Below are 24,345 nucleotides of genomic sequence, written 5' to 3'. Positions count from 1 at the left end.
CGAAATAATCAGCCGGGATCATAATAGCCGGGACTTTTCAAAAAATTATAACAGAAGAAAGGATTAACTATGGTATACGCAAGTCACCTGATCGCAGATAATGAGATGCAAGAAATAATAGAACAGACAGGAATGGGCGTGGAGAGTATCGATTTTTCCATTGCAGATGTTCTGGATCACTGGGAAGAACATTTGCCGGAATATAAAGAGAGGCTTCACGTAATGGAAGCCGCACATCTTACGCTGCATGGTCCGTTTCTGGATCTGAATCCGGCGGCGTATGACAGTCAGATTCGTCAGGTGACAAGACTTCGCTTCGATCAGTCCTATGAAGCAGCAAGAGAACTGGGCGTAGAAAAGATTATATATCATAGTTGTTATTATCCACAGGTTTATTTTCTGGAAGGATGGGCAGAGCGTGTTGCAGAATTTATGAACCAGTTTCTGGAAGGACGTTCAGACATAGAAGTTGCATTGGAAAATGTATTAGATCCAAAATGGGAGTCGTTAAAAGTGGTTGCAGATCAGGTAGAGGCAGATAATTTTGGCTTGTGTCTGGATATCGGACATGCTAACTGCTATTCAGCTCAGCCGGTAGAAGAATGGGCGCAGGGATTAAATCCTTATCTTACGCACATTCATGTACATGATAATCATGGTGATAGAGATGCGCATCTTGCACTCGGAGACGGTAATCTGAAGTGGAAGAAAATTCAGGAGATATTTATGCAGGAAGAAAAAAGGCGCAGAGAAACCGGTTGCAAGAAAGAGCTGACATATACAATCGAATGTGCGAAGAAGGAGTGGATTTTGCAATCTTGGGAAAAACTCTCATGTATGTAAAAATATTTATCGATTTAAAGGGAGATGCGAAAAAACTCAATCGAGTTTTTTTACATCCCCTTTCGATTGCCATAATTCAATAAAGACTTTGTGCCGTAGATATAAGTTTGCGGAAAACAGACCGTTTTCCCAGCTTCGCTTGAAGGCATTGTAGCATACCGGGTTTCATGTGGCAAGAACGAGGAAAAATAGAAATTCATATTTTTTGAGTAGAATATCAAATGTTCATATTTCCTTTCGAATGTTAAACTTTAGTCACATTAAAGATAAGTGCATGTAAAGAAAAGCACAAGAAGGAGATAAAGGGAATGGAGAACAACAACAGTAAAAGTAGTGTAGTTTACCAGGGTAAGATTCCTGGAAGAGTAAAATACTCCTTTGCGTTTGGGGCATTGGGTAAGGATTTGATTTATGGAATGATCGCAACATTTTCCATGATCTATTTTACAGATATTATTAAAGTAGCACCGGCATTCATCGGAACTATGTTTTTTGTAGCAAAGATCTGGGATGCGTTTAACGACTTATTCATGGGAATGATCGTTGATAACACAAGAAGCCGTTTCGGTAAATTCGTACCGTGGCTTGTAATCGGAACTCTGATCAATGCATTCGTATTTGTGATCGTATTTACAGACTTCCATTTATCAGGTGTAAGCCTTTGCGTATTCGCATCCGTTATTTACGTTCTGTGGGGAATGACTTATACAATCATGGATATTCCATACTGGTCAGTTATTCCGAACCTGACTTCTGATCCGCAGGAACGTGAGAAAGTATCCGTATTACCACGTATTTTCGCAAGTATCGGTCAGTCACTGATCATCGCAGGATTTGGCGTACAGATCATCAAAGGTCTTGGTGGAGATTACACAGGATACCACAGATTTGCATTAATCATTGCAGCAACATTTATCTTTACAATGGCAGTATGTGTACTGAATCTTCCAAAGATCCAGCATAATGTCGATAAGAAAGATAAGATGAAATTCAAAGATATTTTCACAGTCATTAAGAAAAATGACCAGTTAAGATGGGCAGTTCTCCTGATCCTCTTATATAACGTAGCAATTCAGGCTATCATGGGAGTTGCAACATACTATTTCAGTTATGTATGTAACGATGCAGGAATGTTATCTGCATTTATGATCAGTGCATCTGTTGCCGAGGTAGTAGGTCTTCTGATCTTCCCGAAAGTTACAAAAATTTTATCCAGAAAGAAAGCATTCTTAATGGCATGTGTACTTCCGCCGATCGGATTAATTCTTCTGTTAGTTGTTGGCTTTGTATGCCCGACAAATATTCCGCTGACTGCAATTGCAGGTGTGATCGTTAAGACAGGAACTGGTCTGGAACTTGGATGTGCAACTGTATTCCTTGCTGACGTCGTAGATTATGGCGAGTATGTGCTCGGAAACAGAAATGAAGGAGTTGTATTCTCTCTGCAGACATTAATCGTTAAGCTGACGGCTGCATTTACATCACTGGCAATTGGATTTGTTCTGGAACTTACAGGATATGTTCCGAATGCTGTTCAGTCATTTGCAACACAGAATTCCATCCGTATTTTAATGTGTGTTGTACCGACTATTGGAGTTATTCTTGCATATGTTGTATTTAAGAGTAAATACAAATTAAGTGATGAATTTATGAAAAAAGTCGTAGCAAAGATCACTGGTTCTGTGGTTGAAGAATAGATAAAATAATCATAGTGAACAAATAAGACAAGTCGATTTTAGAGGGATAAAATCGGCTTGTCTTGTGTTATAATATGGGAAAAAGCCATTGGTTATATAAGATGAATATGAGGAGTGTGACAATGAGGACATTTCAAATTATTTTAGCAGATGATGAACAGCAGATCCTTCATGGAATGGAAAGAGGTATTGACTGGGAGGGACTTGGATTTTCAGTTGCGGGAACGGCACAGAACGGAAAAGAAGCGCTGGAACTCATGGAAGAATATCACCCGGATCTGGTGATCAGTGATATCAAGATGCCGTTTATGGATGGTCTGGAACTGGCGAAGAACATACATGAAAATTACATGAATACGAAGATCATTCTATTTTCCGGATGGGATGATTTTGAATATGCCCGCCTTGCAATTAGCTATGGCGTGTCGGAATATATTATGAAGCCGATCAACTATGATGAGATGCGAAAGCTTCTGACAGATATGCATGAAGAACTGGACAGGGAATACGATGAGAAAATAAACCGCGCCCGGCTGGAACATGCCTATGCAGAGAGTCTCCCACTTTTAAGGCAGCAGTTTTTCACCCGTCTTGTTACCGAGCCAATGGATGTAAAAGAGCGGGAACAACAGATCAAAAGTTTAAAGCTTGATTTTTCAGATTTTGTTTATTCAGTAGTAGCAGTCAAAGTGCAAAAAGGCGAGGAAAAGGATATCTTAAGTGAACTGTCGATCAAAGAGACATTAAAGGAAGCGCTGGAAAAGATTGCAAATGTGTATGAATTTGGTATGAGTGATAAAGAAATATTTATCCTTGGCAGTAACAAAAAACACGATATCGGGAAAATCACCCGGACGATCGACGAGACGGCTGTGCTGATCGAGCGTATTTTTGGCAGCAGGATTTCCTGTGGGATCAGTGGAAATGCAGAACGCTTGAAAGACATGCCGGTGTTATACGAACAGGCGGTGGAGGCGCTGGATTATAACCTCGTCCTTCCGGAAGAAAGTTATACTTATTACAATGATATTATGCCTCTTCAGGAAGTGGAAGATGACTGGAACACACAGGTAGAAATGATTGGAAAAAGCATTACACACTGTTCGGAAGAAGAACTGAAAAATCAGGTGGAAGAATTACTTGCATGGCTGCATAAGGGGCATTATAACCTGAATGAATATCAGATTGTCATTCTGGAGATATCCTTTTCATTTGCAAGATTTTATAAGAAATATCAAATCACATCCGATACAGAATTTGCCGGTTCCAAGAAGATGGCAGTGAAGATCCTTTCCTTAAGTACAGGAGAAGAACTGGAGCACTGGCTGATGAATTACTGTCAGCTCATCCGTTCGCTGATCCAGAAAAAGCAGATAGATAATAATGTAATTCTGGCGGAAAATGCGAGAAAGATTGTAGAAGAGAATTTCCAGAATCCGGATCTCAGCGTAGAATCCGTATGCGACGAACTGCATGTCAGCACATCCTATTTTTCAAAAATATTTAAGCAGGAGACGGGCGGCACATTTTTGAATTATTTGATCAGTCGCAGAATGGAAGAAGCGAAGAAACTGCTTTTGCAGACGGATTATAAGAGCCATGCGATCGGTGCAATGGTAGGTTATCCGGAGCCGAATTATTTCAGCTATGTATTTAAGAAAAACTGCGGTATGTCACCGGTGAAGTACAGGAAACTGGAAGGAGCGGAACATGAAAAATAGAAAAATAAGCATCCGACTTGTATTTCCGGTTGTGATGTCGGCATCTATTGCAGTTTGTATTATTAGTTGCATGCTGTTATTTTCCTATTATTTTTCTACATATTTTCAGAAAGATGCGATTGAGAAAACAGGAAAACAAAAAAATGCACTGGCACAGAGCCTGGAAAAAGAAATTGACAACATGAATGATCTGACAAATTCTATATATTATCAGGAGATCAAGGAATATGATGTGAGTGGCAGATTGTTCAGTGAAGAAATGCAGCAGCGTATCAACCGGGAAACAGACACGATTTATGCGGCAGCATTGTATGATGCGAACGGCAGAGATTTATGGCATTCAGAGAATCTGGAAAATATGCAGAAAGAAGAGATTCGCGAAACGACATGGTTCCGTCAGGCGAAAGAAAACATAGAGACGATAAATTATGGACAGAAGAAATTACTGCTGAATGGAGAGTCCTGCTATATTTACGAAATCAGCCGCTATGTAGAATATATCGATCATGGAAGTATGAAATCAGGAGTTCTTCTGCTGGATTATTATACGGATTCGATGGATTCTGTTTTGCAGCATTATAAAAATCAGAAGTCCGCATATTGTTATCTTTTAGATGCAGATAACCAATTATTATATCACCCATTTGAAAAACAGATTGTTTCCGGCCTTTATAAGGAGAAGACGATAAAGGTGGCACTTGCAAGTAAAAATTACAAAATATACAAGGCAGACGGAGAAAGATGGATGCTCATGCGGCAGCAGATCGGTTATACCGGCTGGAATGTTGTGCTTGTAAATTCCATGTCCAGTCTGGATCTGGAAACCCGGAATCTCTATTCCGTGGCATGGTTTACACTTTTGCTCGTTGGTGTGATTCTGATCTTCCTTGATATTCTGCTTTTTCGCAGTTTTACGAATCCGGTTTACCGTCTGCTTCGGACGATGCAGGAATTTGGAAAAGGAAATTATGAAGTAAAAGCAGAAGAAGAAGGAATCGGTGAGCTGAAAAATTTAAGTGCACATTTCAATATTATGGCAGATAAATTACAGAAGCAGATGGAAGAAATCCGTGAGAATGAAAGAGAGAAGCAGAAGATGGAGAAGAAGCTTCTGCAGTCCCAGATCAACCCGCATTTCTTATATAATACATTAGATTCGATCATCTGGATGATCCGCAGTGAAGAATATGAAGGTGCCGGCGAGATGGTTTCATTGCTTGCAAAATTTTTCCGGACTTCCTTAAGCCAGGGAAAAGATATGATCCCTCTGGAAAAGGAATTGGAGCATGCGACCAGCTATCTCGCAATCCAGAATATCCGCTTCAAGGATAAATTTGAATTTAAAGTAAAAGCAGATCCGGCGTTATTGAAATACCTTTGTCCGAAGTTATCGATACAGCCACTTCTGGAAAATGCAATCTATCACGGAATGGAAGGCATGTATGAGGATGGCGAGATTGAGATCCACATTTATGACAAGGACGGAAATATAGGAATAGATGTAGCAGACAATGGTCTTGGAATGACGCAGGAAAAAATAGATTATATTATGCACAATAAAGTGGTATCCAGCAAGCGCGGATCCGGAATCGGTGTGCGGAATGTAAATGAGCGGATCCAGCTGATTTATGGTGAGGAATATGGAATCACGATCACGAGTGAGCTGGACGAAGGAACAACTGCGACAATTATAATTCCGAAGATGGAGGAAACGGATGAGACAGAGTAGAAAAAAACATGCAGTTCTGATATTGCTGCTTCTGCTTATCGCACTGGTATCAACCGGGCTTATGACGAAGCACAGCAAAATAGAAAAAAGAAGCAGAATGACAGTTGTTTTTCCGAAAAACGAACCGGAAGATCTGTCGGCATTACAGGATGGAATCCGCGATTATGCATACGATCATCAGGTGAAATTAGATGTCTGGTACAAAGAACAGATGTCAGCAGAAGAACTGAAAAAGCTGATAAAAGAAGAAAAGAAAAATAATTCAAAAGGTGTCGTGCTTGTCTATCCGGAAAACTATCTGGAGAAACAAGCAGATGGCTATGTTTATAAGGATGTTCTTGCTGTGACAGATAGAATGCAAAAAGAATTTAAGTATTACGCTTCCTTTGCAGAGAGTAAAGAAAAAGCGTACCGGCTTCCGGTAAAGACATCGGTTCTGGAGCAGGTAAAAAACGGGAAGAAAAAGGAGATCCTGCTGGAAAATACATATAAACTCGGATACGAAAGCATGAAGATGAAAACGATCACTCTGAAGCCGGTAAAGCTTGACAGAGAGACGATGGAAAGCGGTAAATATGATGCATTATTTGCCGGATAAGGAGCAAAAATGAAATCAAAAATGGATAAATACAATCTGATACTAGTGGGACTTTTCATGTTCCTGGTCATTCTTACTATCCTATGGAAAATGCCGCAAAAGGAAGACCGGTACGTGCATGTAGGAATTGCAGCGTATGATCTGGATGATACTTTTATGGAGAGTTATATAAAGGATCTGCAGGATAAGATGGAACAGATGAAAATAGAAGGAAAGAAAGTTTCCTACGAGATTTACGATGCAAAAGGAAACAGCCGGAAGCAGGAAAAGCAGCTACAGCGCATGTATGCACAGAAGTATGATGTAATTCTTGTCAATCTGGTAGAGCCGTCTTCTGCGGCAAGCATGATCAATGATGCGGAAGATGCAGACATTCCGGTCATATTATTTAACCGTGAAGCAGATGATAAGGATCTGAAAATTGTAAAAAAAGTCTGGTATGTAGGAACAGATGCAAAAGCAGCCGGAGCCATGCAGGGAGAAATGTTAAAGAAAATCTGGGAGGAACAGAAAGGAAAGATTGACCGGAACAAAAATGGGAAATTGGACTATGTGCTTGTAGAAGGAGAGGAAACACATTTTGATGCCATTCGCCGGACAAATGGATTTCTTAAGTCGAGCGAAGATATGCCTATGAATCAGAGAGCAAATCTGTCAGCGGACTGGAAGAGAGAACTGGCGAAAACAAAATTTGCCAAACTGGATAAAGAAATAATTAACAACGCGGAAGCTGTTATATGCAACAATGATGATATGGCACTGGGCGTCTACGATTATTATAAAAAACATCATTTGCAGATGCCGGTAATCCTTGGAATTAACAATAGCCCGGAAATGAATCGAAAGATCATGACAGGAGAGATCTACGGTACGGTTGACAACAAGATGGAAGACCAGGTTGGACATATTTGTCAGCTGATGAAGGCGATTTTAAAAGAGAATACTAAAAAATATAAGAAAGTCTGGTACAGCACACCTCATGCAATCACGAGGACGAGCCGCAGAGAATAAAAGGCTTAAGATTATAAGCTGAAAGTAAGTATAAAAATAAGCATGAAAAAAGGACCATGCAGTCCGCAGGTCCTTTTTTAGTGACGGTACATTGCTGCGAGATATAAATAATTAGCACCATAGAAATCCATAACCTCGTGCAAGTAATTTTTAATTTTTTTCATCATATCGCTTCACTCCTTTCTCTTGATTACATGGTCATTATAAGATGAAAATACAGATAATGCTTGCCAAATCGGACAAAAAAGTAGACAAATATTGCATTTCAAATATCAAAGTGATAACCTTGGATACAGAGTAAGGCAAAGCAGAAAATAAAAGAGGCGGACAAGAGATTATGCATTTACAATATAAAAATACAAAACAGAATATCCAGGCAGTGCAGAAGAGGGCACGTCACGTTGCGCCGCATCTTCACAATACGCTGGAGCTTGTTTATGTGACGGAAGGAACGCTGGAGCTGGGTGTCGGACAGGAGCTTTATCATCTGGAAACAGGAGACATGGGAATTATATTTCCGGATATCATCCACCATTATCAGGTATTTGGCGCAGATGCACATAAAATTTATCTTGTAAATATAGCGGCAGGAAGTATCGGATCCTTCGGTGAAGAGTTACAGAAATATGCACCTGTCATGCCAGTGATCAAAAGGAGCGAACTGGGAGAAGAGGTTATTTATGCGCTGTACCGTATGATGCTGACGCAGGAAAGGGAGTTCACGATTCTGCAAGCGTATTTACAGATCGTGCTTGCAAGATGTGTACCGCTTCTGGATCTGGATGAAAAATCCAAGGTTGGAAGTGATGATCTGATCTATCAGACAGTAGCATATATTTCAGGATATTTCAGGAAAAATATAACGTTGGATAAGATGGCACAGGATCTGTGCGTAAGTAAATATGCAATTTCCCGTGTGTTTTCGGGAACATTTCACAGCAATTTTAATCAGTATGTAAATGATGCGAGAATCCGCTATGCATGTTCGCGACTGGAAAATACGCAGGACTCGATCATAGAGATCTGTCTGGACAGCGGTTTTGAAAGCCAGCGGACATTCAATCGTGCGTTCAAAGAGCGTTACCGGATGTCACCGAGCGAATACCGGAAAAAATGGAGAGAACATTCCGGTGTTATCAGTTTGTAAAAATGAAAAGAACATCCAGTTATTTTGTGTTTGTAAAAAGAGGACGTTATTATGGAAGATTCTTATGTATTGCAATTATTAAAACCCAAATTTAAAGATTTTCATTTAAGTTTTTGTGGCTATGCAGAATGTGAACCTCTGCATAGCTATGGACCGGCCTCCAGGCCTAATTATATATTACATTATGTAATGAAAGGGAAAGGCATCTATCAGGTGGGGGAAAACAAGTATCATCTGTCAGAAGGACAGGCATTTTTAATTGAACCGGAAAGTCTGACGTTTTATCAGGCAGACAAGGAAGAACCGTGGGCATATCTATGGGTCGGATTTGGGGGGACAGAAGCTTCCAGATTCGTGCGGGATTTGGGACTAAACGGGCGACAGCTGACCTGTGAATGTGAATATGGAGATGAATTAAAAGAAATCGTTTTTGAAATGCTTCGTCATACCCAGTCAACAGCAGAAAATCTGTATTATCTCCAGGGAAAGTTGTACCAGTTTTTTTCGGTGCTGGCACGAGGCATTGAGATTAAAGAATATGCAGATAATACAAAAGAAAGCATGCATGTACAGGAAGCGATTGATTATATTAAAAATTCTTATTCGCAAGGTATCACAGTTGCAGACATAGCAGAATATCTGGCATTAAACCGAAGTTATTTATATACAATTTTTATGAACAGCCTTGGAATTTCGCCAAAAGATTTTCTGACAGAATTTCGGATTTCGAGAGGAAAAGAACAGCTCGTACTTACGGAACAGTCGATTGAAGACATTGCAGTTTCCTGTGGGTATCGTAATTCGCTGGCATTTGGAAAAGTATTCAAACAGAAAATAGGAATGACACCAAGTGTATATCGGAACAGTAACCGTAAGAAGGCGAGAACAAGACTGATTTCTGCACAAAATGAATTGGAAGAATATCAAAAACATAAAACGATTTATGTAAAAGATATTGAGAAAAATAAAGAAAGTAATAGATAAAATGTTCTGAAAGACATCATATACCTAACATTTGGGATATTATTCTTAACAAAATGGTATAACGGATGTCTTTTTTTTCGCGTTATACTTGCATTATGGAAAAAAGGAACAAGTGCACAAGATTCCTCACTCAGATAACAAATAAATAAAGGAATATTAGAGGAGGAGAATTATGGCGACTCAAAAAGAAAATCAGAGAAATTCGCAGTATAAATACGCATCTACGAGAGAAAAATTATGTTTTGGTATTGGAGCTATTGGAAAAGATGCCATCTGTAATCTGGTAGGAGCATTTTTAATGCTTTATTTTACAGATACTTTGTATCTGGCACCGGCATTCGTCGGAGTACTGTTTTTTGTAGCAAGAATCTGGGATGCAATCAATGATCCGATGATGGGAATGATTGTAGATAATACACATACTCGGTTTGGTAAATTTAGAATCTGGCTGGTGATCGGAACTTTAGTGAATTCTGTTGTATTTGTTTTACTGTTCCATAGCTTTCATTTATCAGGAACTGCCTTGTATGTATATGTATCTGTAATGTATATTTTATACGGAATGACTTATACCATTATGGATGTTCCATATTGGTCATGGCTTCCAAACTTGACCAATGATCCGCATGAACGTGAAAAAGTATCTGTCATTCCGAGATTTTTTGCAAGTCTTGCAGGATTCTCAGTAGCAACATTTGGTCTTTATATTATTAATCATCTGAATAAGCTGGCAGGAGAAAGTAATCTTTATGCAGAAAAAGGATACACTTTATTTGCTATTATTATCGCAGTCGTATTTATCATTACGATCGGTATTACAGTATTCAATGTAAAAGAAGAATCTACAGTTGGTGCATCAGCAGAAAAAACAAGTTTGAAACAGGCATTTCACGTAATTGTGAAAAACGATCAGCTGCTTGCTTTTATAGGTTTGCTTCTGACATTTAATCTTTGTACACAGATTGCAAAAAGTTTTGCTGTTTATTATTTCAAATGCGTTTGCCATGATGAATATTTGTATTCTATTTTTGGATTTGCGATCATCGCTGAAATGGCCGGACTTGTATTTTTCCCGAAAATCGCCAGCAAGATCAGCCGTGAAAAAGTGTATGCATTTGCATGTGGACTTCCGATTGCGGGTTTCATCCTTCTTGGAATAGCAGGATATGTTGCTCCGCAGAGCAAGGTATTGGTTGTAATCTGCTGTGCACTGCTGTTCTTTGGTTCAGGACTTTCACTTGGTGTAACAACTTGCTGTATGGCAGATGTAATTGATTATGGAGAAGTAAAATTCGGAGTACGTAATGAAAGTGTAACTTGTTCTGCACAGACATTTCTTATGAAGGCAGCAACAGCTGCTGCAGGTGGATTAACCGGAATCGGACTTCAGATTGTAGGATACAATGCAAAAGCAACAGCTCAAAGTGCAGGAACCGTATTAGGAATCCGCGTATTGATGATTATCATTCCGATTATTCTCGCAATTGTTAGTTTTGGTATTTACAAAAAATATTATATTTTAAAAGGTGAGAAGATGGAAGAAGTTACAAGAAAAGTAAACGAAATGCATGCCAGAAAGCAGGATGCATAATTTAAATATAAAAGAGGTAGTTTATGAGAAAAATTATTTTCCATAAGGAAACAAAAACATTTCATTTATATAATGACAAAATCAGCTATATTTTATGCGTATTAGATAATGGACATTTAGGACAACTGTATTTTGGTAAACGAATTCATGATAAGGCAGATTTCTCCTATTTGGTGGAAAAATGTGGACGACCAATGACATCTTATATTTATGAGTGGGATCGTAGTTTCTCGTTGGAACATATCAGACAGGAATATCCGGTTTATGGGACAACAGATTACAGACATCCGGCAATAGAGTTATTGCAGGAAAATGGAAGCAGAATCAGTGAATTTCAGTATGATGGATATGAGATCTCATCCGGGAAACCGAAACTTTCCGGACTTCCGGCAACTTACACAGAAGCAGAAGAAGAAGCACAGACACTGCGTGTTTTCCTGAAAGATTCTTTGACAGGTGCTCAGCTGGAGTTGTTGTATACTATTTTTGAACAATACAGTGCAATAGCAAGAAGTGCACGTTTAAAAAATAGTGGAAATCAGAATTTACATATATTAAATATGATGAGCTTAAGTCTGGATCTTCCGGACAAGGATTATATATGGATGCAGTTATCCGGTGCATGGTCAAGAGAGCGTTATGTGAAAAACAGAGTTTTAGAACAGGGAATTACAGCAATCGATAGTATGCGTGGAAATTCCTCTCATGAGCATAATCCATTTATAGTATTGAAACGAGAGAATACAGATGAAAATGTAGGAGAAGCCATTGGTGTTAGCCTTATATACAGTGGAAATTTTCGGATACAGGCAGAAGTGGATACCCATGATGTTACAAGAATTACAGCAGGTATTAATCCGACAGGATTTGATTGGAAATTAGAACCTATGGAGAGTTTTCAGACACCTGAAGCAATGCTTGTATATAGTGATCAGGGACTGAATGGAATGAGTCAGACTTTTCAGAAATTATATGCCAAAAGGCTGGCAAGAGGATATTGGAGAGACCGGACCAGACCAATTTTGAATAATAATTGGGAAGCAACTTATTTTGACTTTACGGAAGATCGGCTTGTTGAGATTGCCGGAAAAGCTAAAGAATGCGGAGTTGAATTATTTGTACTGGATGACGGATGGTTTGGCGCAAGAAGAAATGACAGAGCCGGTCTTGGTGACTGGGTAGCAAATCCGGATCTTTTACCAAATGGGATAAAAGGCTTATCTGAAAGAATTGAAAATCTGGGGATGAAATTCGGTCTCTGGTTTGAACCGGAAATGGTAAACAAAGATTCAGATTTATATCGCACACATCCGGACTGGATCATTCAGACCCCGGGAAGGAATACTTCTCATGGAAGATATCAGTATGTACTGGATTTTTCAAGAAAAGAAGTTGTGGATTGCATTTATAATATGATGGAAAAATTATTGTCAGAAGCTAAGATATCTTATATCAAATGGGATATGAATCGCAGCATTACAGAGTGTTACAGTGTAAAACTTCCGGCAGACAGGCAGGGAGAGATATTTCACCGTTATATTTTAGGCGTATATGATTTATATGAACGTCTGACAATGGCATTTCCGGAAGTATTATTTGAATCCTGCGCGAGTGGTGGCGGAAGGTTTGATCCTGGCATGTTATATTATGCTCCGCAGGGATGGACAAGCGACGATTCAGATGCAATTGAACGTCTGAAGATTCAATATGGGACTTCTATGTGTTATCCACTCAGCAGTATGGGAAGTCACGTATCGGTTGTTCCGAATCATCAGGTATTTCGTAACACTCCATTACATACCCGTGCGAATGTTGCATATTTTGGAACCTTTGGATATGAGCTGGATCTGAATAAATTAACAGAGGAAGAAATCAAAGAAGTAAAAGAACAGATTGTATTTATGAAAGAATACAGAGAAGTGTTGCAGTTCGGAACATTTTACAGATTGAAGAGTCCGTTTGATGGAAATGAAACCGTCTGGATGGTGACCAATGAAGATCGTACACTTGCGATTGTAGGTTATTACCGTGTGTTAAATGGAGTTAATCAACCGTATAGTCGTGTCCGTTTACAGGGACTGAATCCAGATATGCTTTATGAAAATGTCTGGAATCATACAGAAAATTATGGAGATGAGCTGATGAACTTTGGACTTATCACTTCTGATGTAACAGCAGGAGAAGTGCCGGGAGATGCTGTCCCGTGTACGGATTTTGAATCAAGAATATATATGTTAAAAGGGAAAAAGGAGTAGGAGGAAAGAAGAACAATGAAAATAACAAAACGGGCTGGGATGATGATTTTAGGAATCTTGTTTATTGGTCTGTGTGTGTCTTTCCTTCGTTTGTCCGGGTTTGGCGTAGATCCTTTCAGTGCAATGAATCTTGGAATCAGTGGATTTATCGGCTGGAGTTTTGGAACATGGCAGTTATTGATGAATGCAGTGATTCTTGTAATAGTATTTTTCCAGGCAAGGCACTGCATTGGTGCAGGAACTATCATTAATATGATTTTTGTCGGATATATCGCAGATTTTGTTTGTTGGCTGGTACAGGATGTAGTACAGATAGAGATGTCTCTTCCGCTTCGTATAATTGCGCTTGTACTCGCCCAGTTAATGGCATCAATGGGAGTTGCATTATATATGGTTGCGGATATGGGAATTGCACCATATGACAGTGTGGCAATCATTATTGAAAAGCTGACACATCAGAAAATCCCATTTCATAAAGCAAGAGTACTTTCAGATGTGGTTGTAGTAATTGTTGGAATTGCATTTGCAAGCGCATCAGGAGCAGGAATCTGGGCTGTTGCAGGAATTGGTACAGTGATCAATGCATGTTTCAACGGACCTTTGATTCAGTTTTTTAAAACAAAACTTGAAAAAATGTAAAGATTCCTATAAAGAAATGTAACAAAAATTTATAACCCCGCAATAAAAAGGAAAAAGAATTGAATTTAAAAGGTTCTTCTATGATCGAATAAAAATCATAGGAGAACTTTTTTTGCAAAAACAGGATTGCGAGGCAGAAAGGCTACGTTTATAATAAAGAATAGAGAATATAAGGGGAAAAAGACAGATGGCAGAAGAGTTAAAAACGAGAAGAATAAACCGGGAGGATATGCTGGAGCTGACGCGTCGCATGACAATAAGCCGTAACTGTTTTTCGAGAGTTGTAGGAGCGTATTTTGATGAAGAAGGATATGTGGATGGTACATTTAATATTCATTTCTTGAAATTATCAAAAGCGGATCAGGGAAAAAATTTGAAGCTTGCAAAGGCAATCCCGTTTGCAGATACAAACAGGCAATTAAAAGAATATGTATTTCCGGAGACGGCAAAAAAGCCGGGAAGTATTTGGCAGCTTCTGATGGCATTGAAAGAGTGTGAACTCAAAAATGACGGACTTCTGGAAACATTTTACGAAATCCTGGGAGAGAAGCTTAACCAAAACAGGGAATATGGATTTTATCTGTTTTATGGCTGCTATGATGTGCCGAGAAAAGGCAACGACAAGACAGAACAGTGGGAATCCGAAGAAGTATATCCGTTCCTGACAGGTGTATTTGCGCCGGTCAGTGGAGATTACGAAATGGGAGAGCCACAGTTTGGCTTTTTATTTCCAGCATTTTCAGACCGGAGTGGAGATCCCGGAGCGATTGCATGGTATGAGAAGAATGCAGACAGACCACATGAGGAATTCTTACAGCTATTGCAATTAATGTGATTACAGAGTTTGCGCTTGATTCTGACAGAAGATAGAAAAATCAGCAAAAGACAGAAGTATTATTTAAAGGGGGATAAAAGATGTATTATGTACCGGATGGCACACAAATGTGTGGCTATTATGAATGTGAAGAGTGTGGGAACCGTTTCTTATCGCTTACGGTAGGACCACAGATGGTTTGCCCGGCATGCGGTGAACAGCCGGATATGGAGATCGGCCCGGATGAGCCGATGCCTGTGATAGAAGAATCGGCAAAATTATTACAGGTGATCCAGGGCGAAGATGAAGTAGAGAAAATGGATACTTTGCTTTCACTTGCGGTAACAGGCGGAAATGAAGAATGGCTATAACGAGCATAAAATACAGCAAAATCCTGATCACGGCACTGGTTGTATTCTGTATGGTAAAAGCAATCAATGGAATTTCTAAAAAGCTGGTCAAAATAGAAGATGACGGGGCAGAACCGACTACAAAACAATGCCCGTTCTGTAAAAGCGAGATCGCCATTGATGCGGTGAAATGCCCACATTGCACATCCGATTTATTGTAGGCATCAGATTATACTACAAGTATAATTTACAATTGATGGAAAAGATGTTATCCTAGATTGCATAAAGACTAAAAAGCGGTTCCAAGAGAAGAACCCGGAAAGGAAAAAGATATGTTCACAATGATCAGTAAAATTAATCTTAACAGCGAACTTAAACACGAAGCACTGCGCATACTTCCGCAGGGCTATGATGTTATACGTTTAAACCAGATGAAACTTTATTGGGATTTGTGTAGAAAACGCAGAGAGTAAGGATATAAGAAGACTTTGCGTGTAATAAATACATAGATTTTCAGGATCGCTTATCTGGTTAGGGTAAGCGGTCTTTTTTATATAATGGAAAATTGTATTTTCCATTATATAAAAGGCTCCGGCAGGATGTGCACTGCGGCGTACAAGGATGATGTCGCAAGCGACTGCCGCAGGCGCTAGAATGTGCCAAGGCACATTCTATATTCGATTACAGGGGAGGAGAAAAAGAAGATGTTAGAAATTAAAGGAAAGGTAAATACAGCCATCTGCTATGCGAAAGTTATAGAGGATGAGGCGATTGAGCAGATACGCAGAATGTGTGATTACGATATGACTGCAGGTTCAAAGATCCGTATTATGCCGGATGTACATGCAGGTAAGGGATGTACAATTGGAACAACTATGACAATTAAGGATAAAGCAGTACCGAATGTGGTAGGTGTAGATATTGGTTGTGGTATGTATACAGTCGATCTCGGAAAAATAGGTATTGATTTTGAAAAACTGGATGAAGCCTGTCATTTTATTCCGTCAGGGATGCACGTCTGGGACGGACGTCAGGAAAGATTTGATCTGACAGGACTTAGATGTTATCGAAATCTTAAAGATACCAGAAGACTGGAGAGATCTCTTGGAACTTTAGGTGGAGGAAATCATTTTATAGAGGTGGATCAGGCTTCGGATGGTACGAAATATTTAATCATCCATTCAGGAAGCCGTAACCTCGGCAAACAGGTGGCTGAACTTTATCAGAAACTGGCTGTAGATCTCGACCGTGGCTATGGTGCATATTTTGAGAAACGGGATGAGATTATCAGAACGTATAAAGAGCGAGGAAGAAGAAAAGAAATTCAGGATGCTTTGAAAGAACTTAAACATCAGACTTATGAGATTCAGCCGTCTATGCCAGATGATCTCTGTTACCTCTCAGGAAAGTATCTTGAGGATTATCTCCATGATGTGGAGATATGTCAGAGATTTGCGCGCAGAAGCCGGGAGAAAATGGCGGAAATTATTCTGGAGAGAACAGGTATGACCGGCGGGGAAGCTTTCCATACAGTGCATAATTATATTGATACAGGAGAAATGATTTTAAGAAAAGGAGCGATTGCAGCCCATAAAGATGAAAAAGTGCTTATCCCGATCAATATGAGAGATGGAAGTGTTCTTGCGGTAGGAAAAGGAAATCTGGAATGGAATGATTCTGCACCTCACGGTGCAGGAAGGATTATGTCCAGAACGAAAGCAAAAAATGAGCTTAATCTGGACCAATACAAAAAAGAAATGGCAGGAGTATATACAACTTCTGTTAATGAAAATACTTTAGACGAGGCACCGATGGCATACAAGTCACTGGAAGACATTATTGATGTGATTCGTGAATCTGTAGATGTCATAGATGTTATGAAACCGATTTATAATTTTAAGGCTTCCGAGTAGAGCAAAGAGATTTTCTATCCCGGAAGACCGAAAAAGGGAGGGAAAATTATGTTTGCGATGCCAGTAATTGATATGGTGGCAACTGGAAAGAATATCGAGAGAATGAGAAAGGCAGCAGGTTTGTCTGTGCGGGATCTGAAGGATGTATTTGGCTTTGCAACTCCGCAGGCAATTTATAAGTGGCAGCACGGAACTGCGATGCCAACGATTGACAATCTTGTAGTACTGGCAGCACTTTTGCAGGTTAAGGTTGATGATATTCTTGTAGTTGCCAAGATCAGTCAGGTGAAAATAAGTGCATGAAAATAAGTAGAAGAATTTAGGAATGGTAGATTATCTCAAAGAGATAGGAGCTGTTCCTTTTTTATTGTAAAATTAATATTTTTAAAAACATAAAGACATGATATTATATTGCTAAAGAGCCAACGGTATTAGAAAAAGTTATATTTATAAAGTTGGTTGCTCACAAGGAGGATGAAGTATGCCAAAATATGATGTGAATAATTGCGCGGTGAGTTCCTTACTGGCAAGTATTAAGGCAGAAGAAATTGCAATACCAGAGATTCAAAGACCATTTGTGTGGGATAGTACAAAAGTCAGAGATCTTATTGATTCTTTATATAATGGATTCCCTGTAGGATATATTATTGTTTGGCAGAATCCAGATGTTAAACTGAAGGATGGGCGTATTTCACAAGGGAAAAAAGTTCTGATTGATGGACAACAAAGAATAACGGCTTTGACAGCAGCTATAGTTGGAAATGAAGTAATTAACAGTAACTATAAACGTGTTCCTATTAGGATTGCGTTTAATCCTTTAGAAGAAAAATTTGAAGTGTTGAATCCAGCGATTCAAAAAGATAGTATTTGGATACCGGATATTTCAAAGGTATTTGATGGGAGTTTTAATGCTTTTGGGTTTGTTCATGAATATAGCCAGGCTAATAATATTACAGACTGGGAACAACAGAAAAAACTTTCAGATATTATTACTAAATTGATGTCTATTCAGAATAATAATCTGGGGATGATTACATTGTCTCATGAATTGGATATTGACACTGTAACGGAAATCTTTATACGTATTAATTCCAAGGGAGTAGTTTTATCACAGGCAGATTTTGCTATGTCAAAAATATCATCTAATGAAAATTATGGTGGGAATTATATTAGAAAAATGGTTGATTATTTTTGCCATCTTAAACAAGAGCCGACAGATTATGTTGATATCAAAAAGAATGATGCGGAATTTGCTAAAACGATAGAATTTGCATCTATTGAATGGGTTGCAAAGGAAACAGAAGACTTATATATTCCCGATTATACAGATGTTCTTCGTGTTGCTTTTACTTATAAGTTTCACAGAGGGCGTATTTCAGATCTTGTAAATCTTCTTTCGGGCAGAGATTTTGAGACCAGAGAATATAAAGAAGAAATTGCTGAGACTTCGTTCAAAGAATTACATGATGGTGTGATAAAGGTTGTCAATGAAACAAACTTTAAACGATATATTATGATTTTAAAATCTATCGGTATTGTAAATGCACATCTTGTCAGATCTCAGAATGTGTTGAATTTTGGCTATATTTTATATCTCACATTAAGAGAAAAGGGTATAGATGCAAATAGAATAGAAAGTATTGTAAGGAGATGGCTTGTACTGACTATGCTTACAGGAAGATATTCAGGATCGCCAGAATCTCGCTTTGATTATGATATTAAACGGTTTGTGGATTATGAGAATCCAGAAGAGTATTTGACTATGGTCGAAGCGGGCGAATTATCAGAGGCGTTTTGGGAACATGTACTTGTACAACGTTTAGATACATCTGTGGCAAGTAATCCATATTTTAATGTGTATCTTATGGCACAGGTTAATGCCAAAGATAAGGGATTTTTATCTACACATATTGATGTTCAATCTATGCTAGAACAAAGAGGGGATGTGCATCACCTGTTTCCCAAAAAATATCTTCAAAAGAATGGAATTACTTCAAGAGGTATGTATAATCAAGTGGCGAATTATGTTTATCTTCAACAAGAGATTAATATCAAGATTAAAGACGATGCACCGTTTATTTATATGAGAGAGGTATTAAAGCAGTGTGAAACGAAAAAGCCAGTCTATGGAGGTATTGTAGATCATGAAACATTAAAACAGAATTTGAAAGATAATTGTATTCCAGAAGAATTTTGTACAATGAGTTTGGAAGATTATCCAGAGTTTTTAGCTAAGCGAAGAGTGCTAATGGCAGAAAAGATTCATAAGTATTATTTAACCTTAAGTTAAAAGACTTTTTTGATTATTGAATTATCGGTTGCGGATTCACATAGTGACTGTTATAATCGGTACATGGGTGCTACCATAACGGTAGGCGGTTAGTCCCTCTCCAGAGGGACTGTGACTCTCTGATTACATAGAAACCTGTAAAGGAATCTGGTGGAAAGGAGGGCTGAGCCAATGAGTATTGTGGATTTCATTGCAGTTGTGAGCTTCGGCATCACCTGTTTTTGTGCCGGATACACATTCGGCAAAGATAATAATAAGACACAAAAATAACCGCCCCTGTCTGCAAACTAAGCGGTTACTTTTGTAAGTAATAAATATGTGGACTAACCGTCTATCGGTAGTACCCTTTTCTATAATCATATTAACATGCATTTGTGGAAATGTCAAAAATTTTAATCTTAGTGATCTTTAGACATTTATCATTATGTTTCGCTTTTGATCTTTACGGGTTGCAGTTCTTGCACGGCTCATACCCCGAATTGATGAGCTCAGAGCGTTTTCCGGTATATGCTTTCTTATTCTTATCTTTCATCATCTTCACGCTCCGGCAGTCCGGTTTGTGAAATTTGTTCGTGTTCTCGTTAATGATGTAAGTTCCTTTTGCGGAACTCTGTCCGGTACGGCGTGAATCTTTCGCAGAGCTGTCGCCAGTCTCATAATTAATCTTGATTCCCGGCTGTACGTTATACACATATACGCAGTAGGAAATGCCTTTGCCTTTGTCTTCAACAGATTCCGCTTCCATCAGTACACCGTCAGCCAGTAAGTTTTTATCCGTATATATCGGCGTTACCCGGTACAGAACGTGGTTGTTTGTCTCTTTTACATAGTCAGCAACCATATTTTCAAAAGGCAGCATGCCATCTACATTCAGATAGCGCGTTCCGGTCATGAGATTACTTTCGTTCGCATTTTCTGCGGTGAGCTGATAACCGATCAGATGACAGCGGTTGTAGAGGTATTTGCCGTCTACGTTGTTGTACTTCACTGTGTGCCAGCCGGAAGGTTTGACCATACCGATCCGTCCGCGCTTTTCCGTTGGCATGGTTGCTTTGCAAACATTGGCATAAGCAGTGCGGCAGCGGCCGAGCGCATCTAATTTGCTGTACTTTTCAAAGACTTTTTTCGTCAGGTCCGACTTCTTAAAAAATGGTACATTGTTATGAACCTTGATATAAGGCGAACCAGAGTACTTCGGTATCTTAGAAGTACTTACAGCCGAAGTTTTTGCCTTAGAAGCGGCAGCCTTTGTCTTGCCTGCGGTATCAGAATCGGCAGTATTACCGGAATCCGCCTGTGCAGATGTATCATCCGAATTGTCTTCGGCATTCGTATTTTGATCTTCAGATGAAGCAGATTCCTGCGTAGTCGTTTCTTTAGAAGACGAAGACTGTGAACTGTCCCCGGCATCCGCACAGCCACCGAGCACCAGCACACCGGCAAGTATAATATTTGCAAGTAATAACTTTAATTTTTTCATCTTGTCCATATCTCTCTCGTTATCTTATCGTGTGAAAATCCCTTGAACTCCTTCTGGTCTGCCAGAGTCCAGCCGTGCAGATCAATGTCAAAATAATAATCAGCCGGGTAAACACGATTCCAGTGATACAGAACAATCTCATCCAGTCTCGATTCATCAATCAAATATTGTCCGTTTTCAATAAAACAATAGTCGTTGTCATCTGCCTGGATCAGAAAATTATTTGCAACCTGGATCCGGGATGTATCGTCCGTTTCAAACTGTTCAAGACTGTATTCATTCATCCAGATCCGTTCCGGCATCGTATAGGCAAGAATGTCATGACGCACTTCGCGGTCCTTCGACTGACGACGCCGGTTGAACATCATGCCATTGTTGTCATCAACGCAAATAATAAGTTTCATGTAAGCTCCCCTTTCCCTTACTAATGGTAGTGGTTTTATTATACCACAGATGACGAAACTATGTTCGTATAAATTTTACCAGAAATGAATCGTTTAAAATTAAAAGTTGCACTTGTGCTTGCCGGAAGAAGTCACAACTATGAATCCGAGCGAGTGGCATTTACAGCCGCCAATAAATTACATCAGAAATTCCGGGAGCATCATAAATCCATGTGTTGCCGAGGGCATTCTTGAATTTATTGACAAGATATCAGAAAATGTATAGGACGGAACCGGCTTAAACGATTGTACCGGGATGCATTTCGATATTATTTACTGAGAATATCTACAGTATGCGATCCGGCACCGACAAGCTCCGGACGTTCACATATGGTCAGATGATAACGGATAAATGCTTCAAATGTGGCTTCATCCATTGCATTTAATACCGGACGCATATAATCCGAAGGACCGTCGGCTGAAATGACCTTAATCCGTTTCAGACCGGCGGCTTTATTATAGGCATCCATATCTTCAAGCCGTACATAATCATAGAGATCTTCCGCTTCCGGCTGTACACGGAAATCTTTGCTGATCTTGCCATTTTCCAGACATTCGAGAATGTGATTCTGCCTGAACCCGTAAGTCAGGATACTGTATTCATTCATGCAGTATGCAACAAGCATGACACCATCATCTTTCAGAACACGTTTCGCTTCTTTCAAAGCCTGTACTTTCTCTTCTGTCGTGAGCAGATGATACATTGGCCCAAAGACGAGCACCATGTCAAATTCATTGTCCGGGAACCGTGAAAGCTTCAGGGCATTTCCCTGATAAGCTTTGACGGTACTGTTTTTCTGCTTTAAAATCCCAAGATTGTATTTTACGAGCTCGACAGCCGTAACATCGTAGCCTTCTTCGGCGAGTGCGACACTGTAACGTCCGGTTCCTGCGCCGACATCCAATATTTTCGCATGAGGATCATCCGGCAAATAGGCATGGATATATTTCATGGAAGTTGTAAATTCTACCTGCCCGTGCCGGCTATTCAGACGCTTCTCTTCATTAAATTTATTATAGTATTTTTCTAATTCTGTCATCATAGTAAATAAGGCTCCTTCATAAGTCGCTGAGTTCGTTTAAAAGTATAGCATATTCTGAGGATTTTGAGAGGAAATCACAGAATTTTTACCATTTTCATGGGAGATTTGAAAAGTTAGATTCGGTATGGTATGCTAGAAAGGCAAAAGATAGAGAACAAGTAAGAATAAAGGAGGAATCTATCACTATGATAAATTGGAAGAACACAGATACCCTGGCTTCTTATCAGGAGCTTGCAAATGTAAAACGTGTGAATCTTGCAGAAGCAATGTCCGGTGAGCAGGGAGCAGAGCGTGTGAAAAATTACAGCGTTTCTATGACAGAGGGACTTAATTATAATTATGCTGCAAAAGAAGTAGATGATACTGTGATCGATGCACTTGCCAAACTGGCAGATGAAGCACAGCTTGTTGATAAATTCGAAGCACTTTACAACGGAGAAGTAATTAATACAGGAGAGAACCGTCTTGTACTTCATCATCTGACACGTGGACAGCTTGGAGATAAAGTAGTGGCAGACGGTGTAGATAAACGAGCATTCTATGTAGAACAGCAGGAGAAGATTGCTGATTTTGCAAACAAAGTACATGCAGGAGAGATTGTAAACGGAGCCGGCGAGAAATTTACAACTGTCGTACAGATCGGTATCGGCGGAAGTGATCTAGGACCACGCGCAATGTATCTGGCACTTGAAAACTGGGCAAAGAAAAACGGTCTGTTTAAAATGGAAGCTAAATTTATCAGTAACGTAGACCCGGATGATGCGGCAGCAGTTCTTAATTCCATTGATGTTGCACATTCTATTTTCGTACTGGTATCCAAGTCCGGAACAACATTAGAGACCCTGACCAATGAATCTTTTGTAAAAGATGCATTAAAGAACGCAGGGCTGGATGCAAGTAAGCATATGATCGCTGTAACAAGCGAGACATCACCGCTTGCAAAGAGTGATGATTACCTTGCAGCATTCTTCATGGATGACTATATCGGAGGACGTTATTCTTCTACATCGGCAGTTGGTGGAGCTGTACTTTCACTGGCATTCGGACCGGAAGTATTTGCACAGTTTCTGGAAGGAGCAGCGGCAGCAGACAAATCTGCAATGAACAAAGATGTGCGTAAGAATGCGGCACTTCTGGATGCTATGATCGGAGTATATGAGAGAAACATCCTTGGTTATCCGGCAACAGCAGTACTGCCTTATTCACAGGCTTTAAGCCGTTTTCCGGCACATTTACAGCAGCTGGATATGGAATCCAATGGTAAATCTGTAAACCGTTTCGGAGAGCCGGTAGATTACGTGACAGGACCGGTGATCTTCGGAGAGCCTGGAACAAACGGACAGCATTCTTTCTACCAGCTTCTGCACCAGGGAACAGATATTGTACCGCTTCAGTTTATCGGATTCAAGAACAGCCAGATTGGCACAGATGTTGTGATTCAGGACAGCACAAGCCAGCAGAAATTATGTGCAAACGTTGCAGCACAGATTGTCGCATTTGCATGTGGTAAATCTGACGAAAACCGCAATAAGAACTTCGAAGGCGGACGTCCGTCAAGCATTATCATCGGAGAGAAGCTTGATCCGAAGACATTAGGTGCGCTGCTTGCTCATTATGAGAATAAAGTAATGTTCCAGGGATTTGTATGGAACCTTAACAGTTTTGACCAGGAAGGCGTACAGCTCGGAAAAGTCCTCGCAAAACGTGTACTTGCACACGAGACAGACGGAGCACTGAAAGTATTCAGCGATCTGTTGAATATTTAATATACGAAACAGTTTAAAAAAGGGGTAGTCC

At 39.6% G+C, this 24,345-nt stretch carries 21 protein-coding genes; 18 read left to right on the top strand and 3 right to left on the bottom strand.

Annotated features, from left to right (window positions below; all coding sequences use genetic code 11):
• Positions 1-69 precede the first annotated feature (69 nt).
• The 17 genes from DW152_RS04035 (at position 70) to DW152_RS03955 (ending at position 19,582) form a co-directional block, all read left to right on the top strand.
• Positions 70-843 carry a sugar phosphate isomerase/epimerase family protein gene (locus DW152_RS04035; RefSeq protein ID WP_118288017.1) on the top strand — a complete coding sequence of 258 codons (774 nt, stop codon included), beginning with the start codon at positions 70-72 and terminating at the stop codon, positions 841-843.
• Positions 844-1,151: 308 nt separating this feature from the next.
• The gene (gene melB / locus DW152_RS04030; protein ID WP_118288016.1) at positions 1,152-2,540 is read left to right on the top strand and encodes a melibiose:sodium transporter MelB; all 1,389 of its coding nucleotides are present in this window, start codon (positions 1,152-1,154) and stop codon (positions 2,538-2,540) included.
• Positions 2,541-2,662: 122 nt separating this feature from the next.
• On the top strand, positions 2,663-4,261 hold the full coding sequence (locus DW152_RS04025) for a response regulator (RefSeq protein WP_021860069.1): 1,599 nt from the start codon (positions 2,663-2,665) through the stop codon (positions 4,259-4,261).
• Positions 4,251-5,990, top strand: a complete 1,740-nt coding sequence (locus DW152_RS04020) for a cache domain-containing sensor histidine kinase (protein ID WP_118288015.1) — start codon at positions 4,251-4,253, stop codon at positions 5,988-5,990. The genes DW152_RS04025 and DW152_RS04020 overlap by 11 nt, the downstream gene beginning before the upstream one ends.
• Entirely contained in the window at positions 5,977-6,588 is a 612-nt protein-coding gene (locus DW152_RS04015) for a hypothetical protein (protein WP_117537059.1), read from the top strand. Before DW152_RS04020 ends, DW152_RS04015 begins: the two co-directional genes overlap by 14 nt.
• Positions 6,589-6,597: 9 nt before the next feature.
• Entirely contained in the window at positions 6,598-7,599 is a 1,002-nt protein-coding gene (locus DW152_RS04010) for a galactose ABC transporter substrate-binding protein (protein ID WP_118288014.1), read from the top strand.
• Between the two features lie 337 nt (positions 7,600-7,936).
• Positions 7,937-8,746: a helix-turn-helix transcriptional regulator gene (locus DW152_RS04005; protein WP_118288013.1), complete on the top strand. Its 810-nt coding sequence runs from the start codon at positions 7,937-7,939 to the stop codon at positions 8,744-8,746.
• 51 nt (positions 8,747-8,797) lie between these two features.
• A complete protein-coding gene (locus DW152_RS04000; protein ID WP_021860075.1) occupies positions 8,798-9,730 on the top strand; it encodes an AraC family transcriptional regulator in 933 nt (310 codons plus the stop codon).
• Between the two features lie 172 nt (positions 9,731-9,902).
• Positions 9,903-11,321, top strand: a complete 1,419-nt coding sequence (gene melB / locus DW152_RS03995; RefSeq protein WP_021860076.1) for a melibiose:sodium transporter MelB — start codon at positions 9,903-9,905, stop codon at positions 11,319-11,321.
• Positions 11,322-11,344: 23 nt separating this feature from the next.
• Positions 11,345-13,576 carry an alpha-galactosidase gene (locus tag DW152_RS03990; RefSeq protein ID WP_118288012.1) on the top strand — a complete coding sequence of 744 codons (2,232 nt, stop codon included), beginning with the start codon at positions 11,345-11,347 and terminating at the stop codon, positions 13,574-13,576.
• 15 nt (positions 13,577-13,591) lie between these two features.
• The gene (locus DW152_RS03985) at positions 13,592-14,215 is read left to right on the top strand and encodes a YczE/YyaS/YitT family protein (protein ID WP_118288011.1); all 624 of its coding nucleotides are present in this window, start codon (positions 13,592-13,594) and stop codon (positions 14,213-14,215) included.
• A gap of 187 nt (positions 14,216-14,402) precedes the next feature.
• Positions 14,403-15,050 (top strand): DUF4317 family protein, encoded by a 648-nt coding sequence (locus tag DW152_RS03980; RefSeq protein WP_118288010.1) that lies wholly within the window; start codon positions 14,403-14,405, stop codon positions 15,048-15,050.
• 80 nt (positions 15,051-15,130) lie between these two features.
• On the top strand, positions 15,131-15,400 hold the full coding sequence (locus DW152_RS03975; RefSeq protein WP_118288009.1) for a hypothetical protein: 270 nt from the start codon (positions 15,131-15,133) through the stop codon (positions 15,398-15,400).
• Positions 15,391-15,600 carry a hypothetical protein gene (locus tag DW152_RS03970; RefSeq protein ID WP_118288008.1) on the top strand — a complete coding sequence of 70 codons (210 nt, stop codon included), beginning with the start codon at positions 15,391-15,393 and terminating at the stop codon, positions 15,598-15,600. Before DW152_RS03975 ends, DW152_RS03970 begins: the two co-directional genes overlap by 10 nt.
• A gap of 483 nt (positions 15,601-16,083) precedes the next feature.
• Entirely contained in the window at positions 16,084-17,292 is a 1,209-nt protein-coding gene (locus DW152_RS03965) for an RtcB family protein (protein ID WP_118288007.1), read from the top strand.
• 48 nt (positions 17,293-17,340) lie between these two features.
• Positions 17,341-17,595 carry a helix-turn-helix domain-containing protein gene (locus DW152_RS03960; protein WP_118288006.1) on the top strand — a complete coding sequence of 85 codons (255 nt, stop codon included), beginning with the start codon at positions 17,341-17,343 and terminating at the stop codon, positions 17,593-17,595.
• Positions 17,596-17,773: 178 nt separating this feature from the next.
• A complete protein-coding gene (locus DW152_RS03955) occupies positions 17,774-19,582 on the top strand; it encodes a GmrSD restriction endonuclease domain-containing protein (RefSeq protein ID WP_118288005.1) in 1,809 nt (602 codons plus the stop codon).
• 442 nt (positions 19,583-20,024) lie between these two features.
• On the opposite strand, the gene DW152_RS03950 is transcribed toward DW152_RS03955, so the two are convergent.
• The 3 genes from DW152_RS03950 to DW152_RS03940 form a co-directional block, all read right to left on the bottom strand.
• The gene (locus DW152_RS03950; RefSeq protein ID WP_118288056.1) at positions 20,025-21,062 is read right to left on the bottom strand and encodes a DNA/RNA non-specific endonuclease; all 1,038 of its coding nucleotides are present in this window, start codon (positions 21,060-21,062) and stop codon (positions 20,025-20,027) included.
• A complete protein-coding gene (locus tag DW152_RS03945) occupies positions 21,059-21,466 on the bottom strand; it encodes a ribonuclease Z (RefSeq protein ID WP_117537052.1) in 408 nt (135 codons plus the stop codon). The genes DW152_RS03950 and DW152_RS03945 overlap by 4 nt, the downstream gene beginning before the upstream one ends.
• Before the next feature lie 308 nt (positions 21,467-21,774).
• The gene (locus tag DW152_RS03940) at positions 21,775-22,548 is read right to left on the bottom strand and encodes a class I SAM-dependent methyltransferase (RefSeq protein ID WP_118288004.1); all 774 of its coding nucleotides are present in this window, start codon (positions 22,546-22,548) and stop codon (positions 21,775-21,777) included.
• 185 nt (positions 22,549-22,733) lie between these two features.
• Here DW152_RS03940 and DW152_RS03935 point away from each other — a divergent pair, with 185 nt between their 5' ends.
• Positions 22,734-24,314, top strand: coding sequence for a glucose-6-phosphate isomerase (locus DW152_RS03935; protein WP_117537050.1), 1,581 nt, complete (start codon positions 22,734-22,736; stop codon positions 24,312-24,314).
• Positions 24,315-24,345 lie beyond the last annotated feature (31 nt).

It is taken from the genome of Dorea sp. AM13-35, assembly GCF_003473885.1.
Lineage (GTDB): Bacteria > Bacillota > Clostridia > Lachnospirales > Lachnospiraceae > Dorea_D > Dorea_D hominis.
The sequence above is the reverse complement of the archived record's forward strand: the minus strand, read 5'-3'. Positions and strand labels throughout refer to the sequence as shown.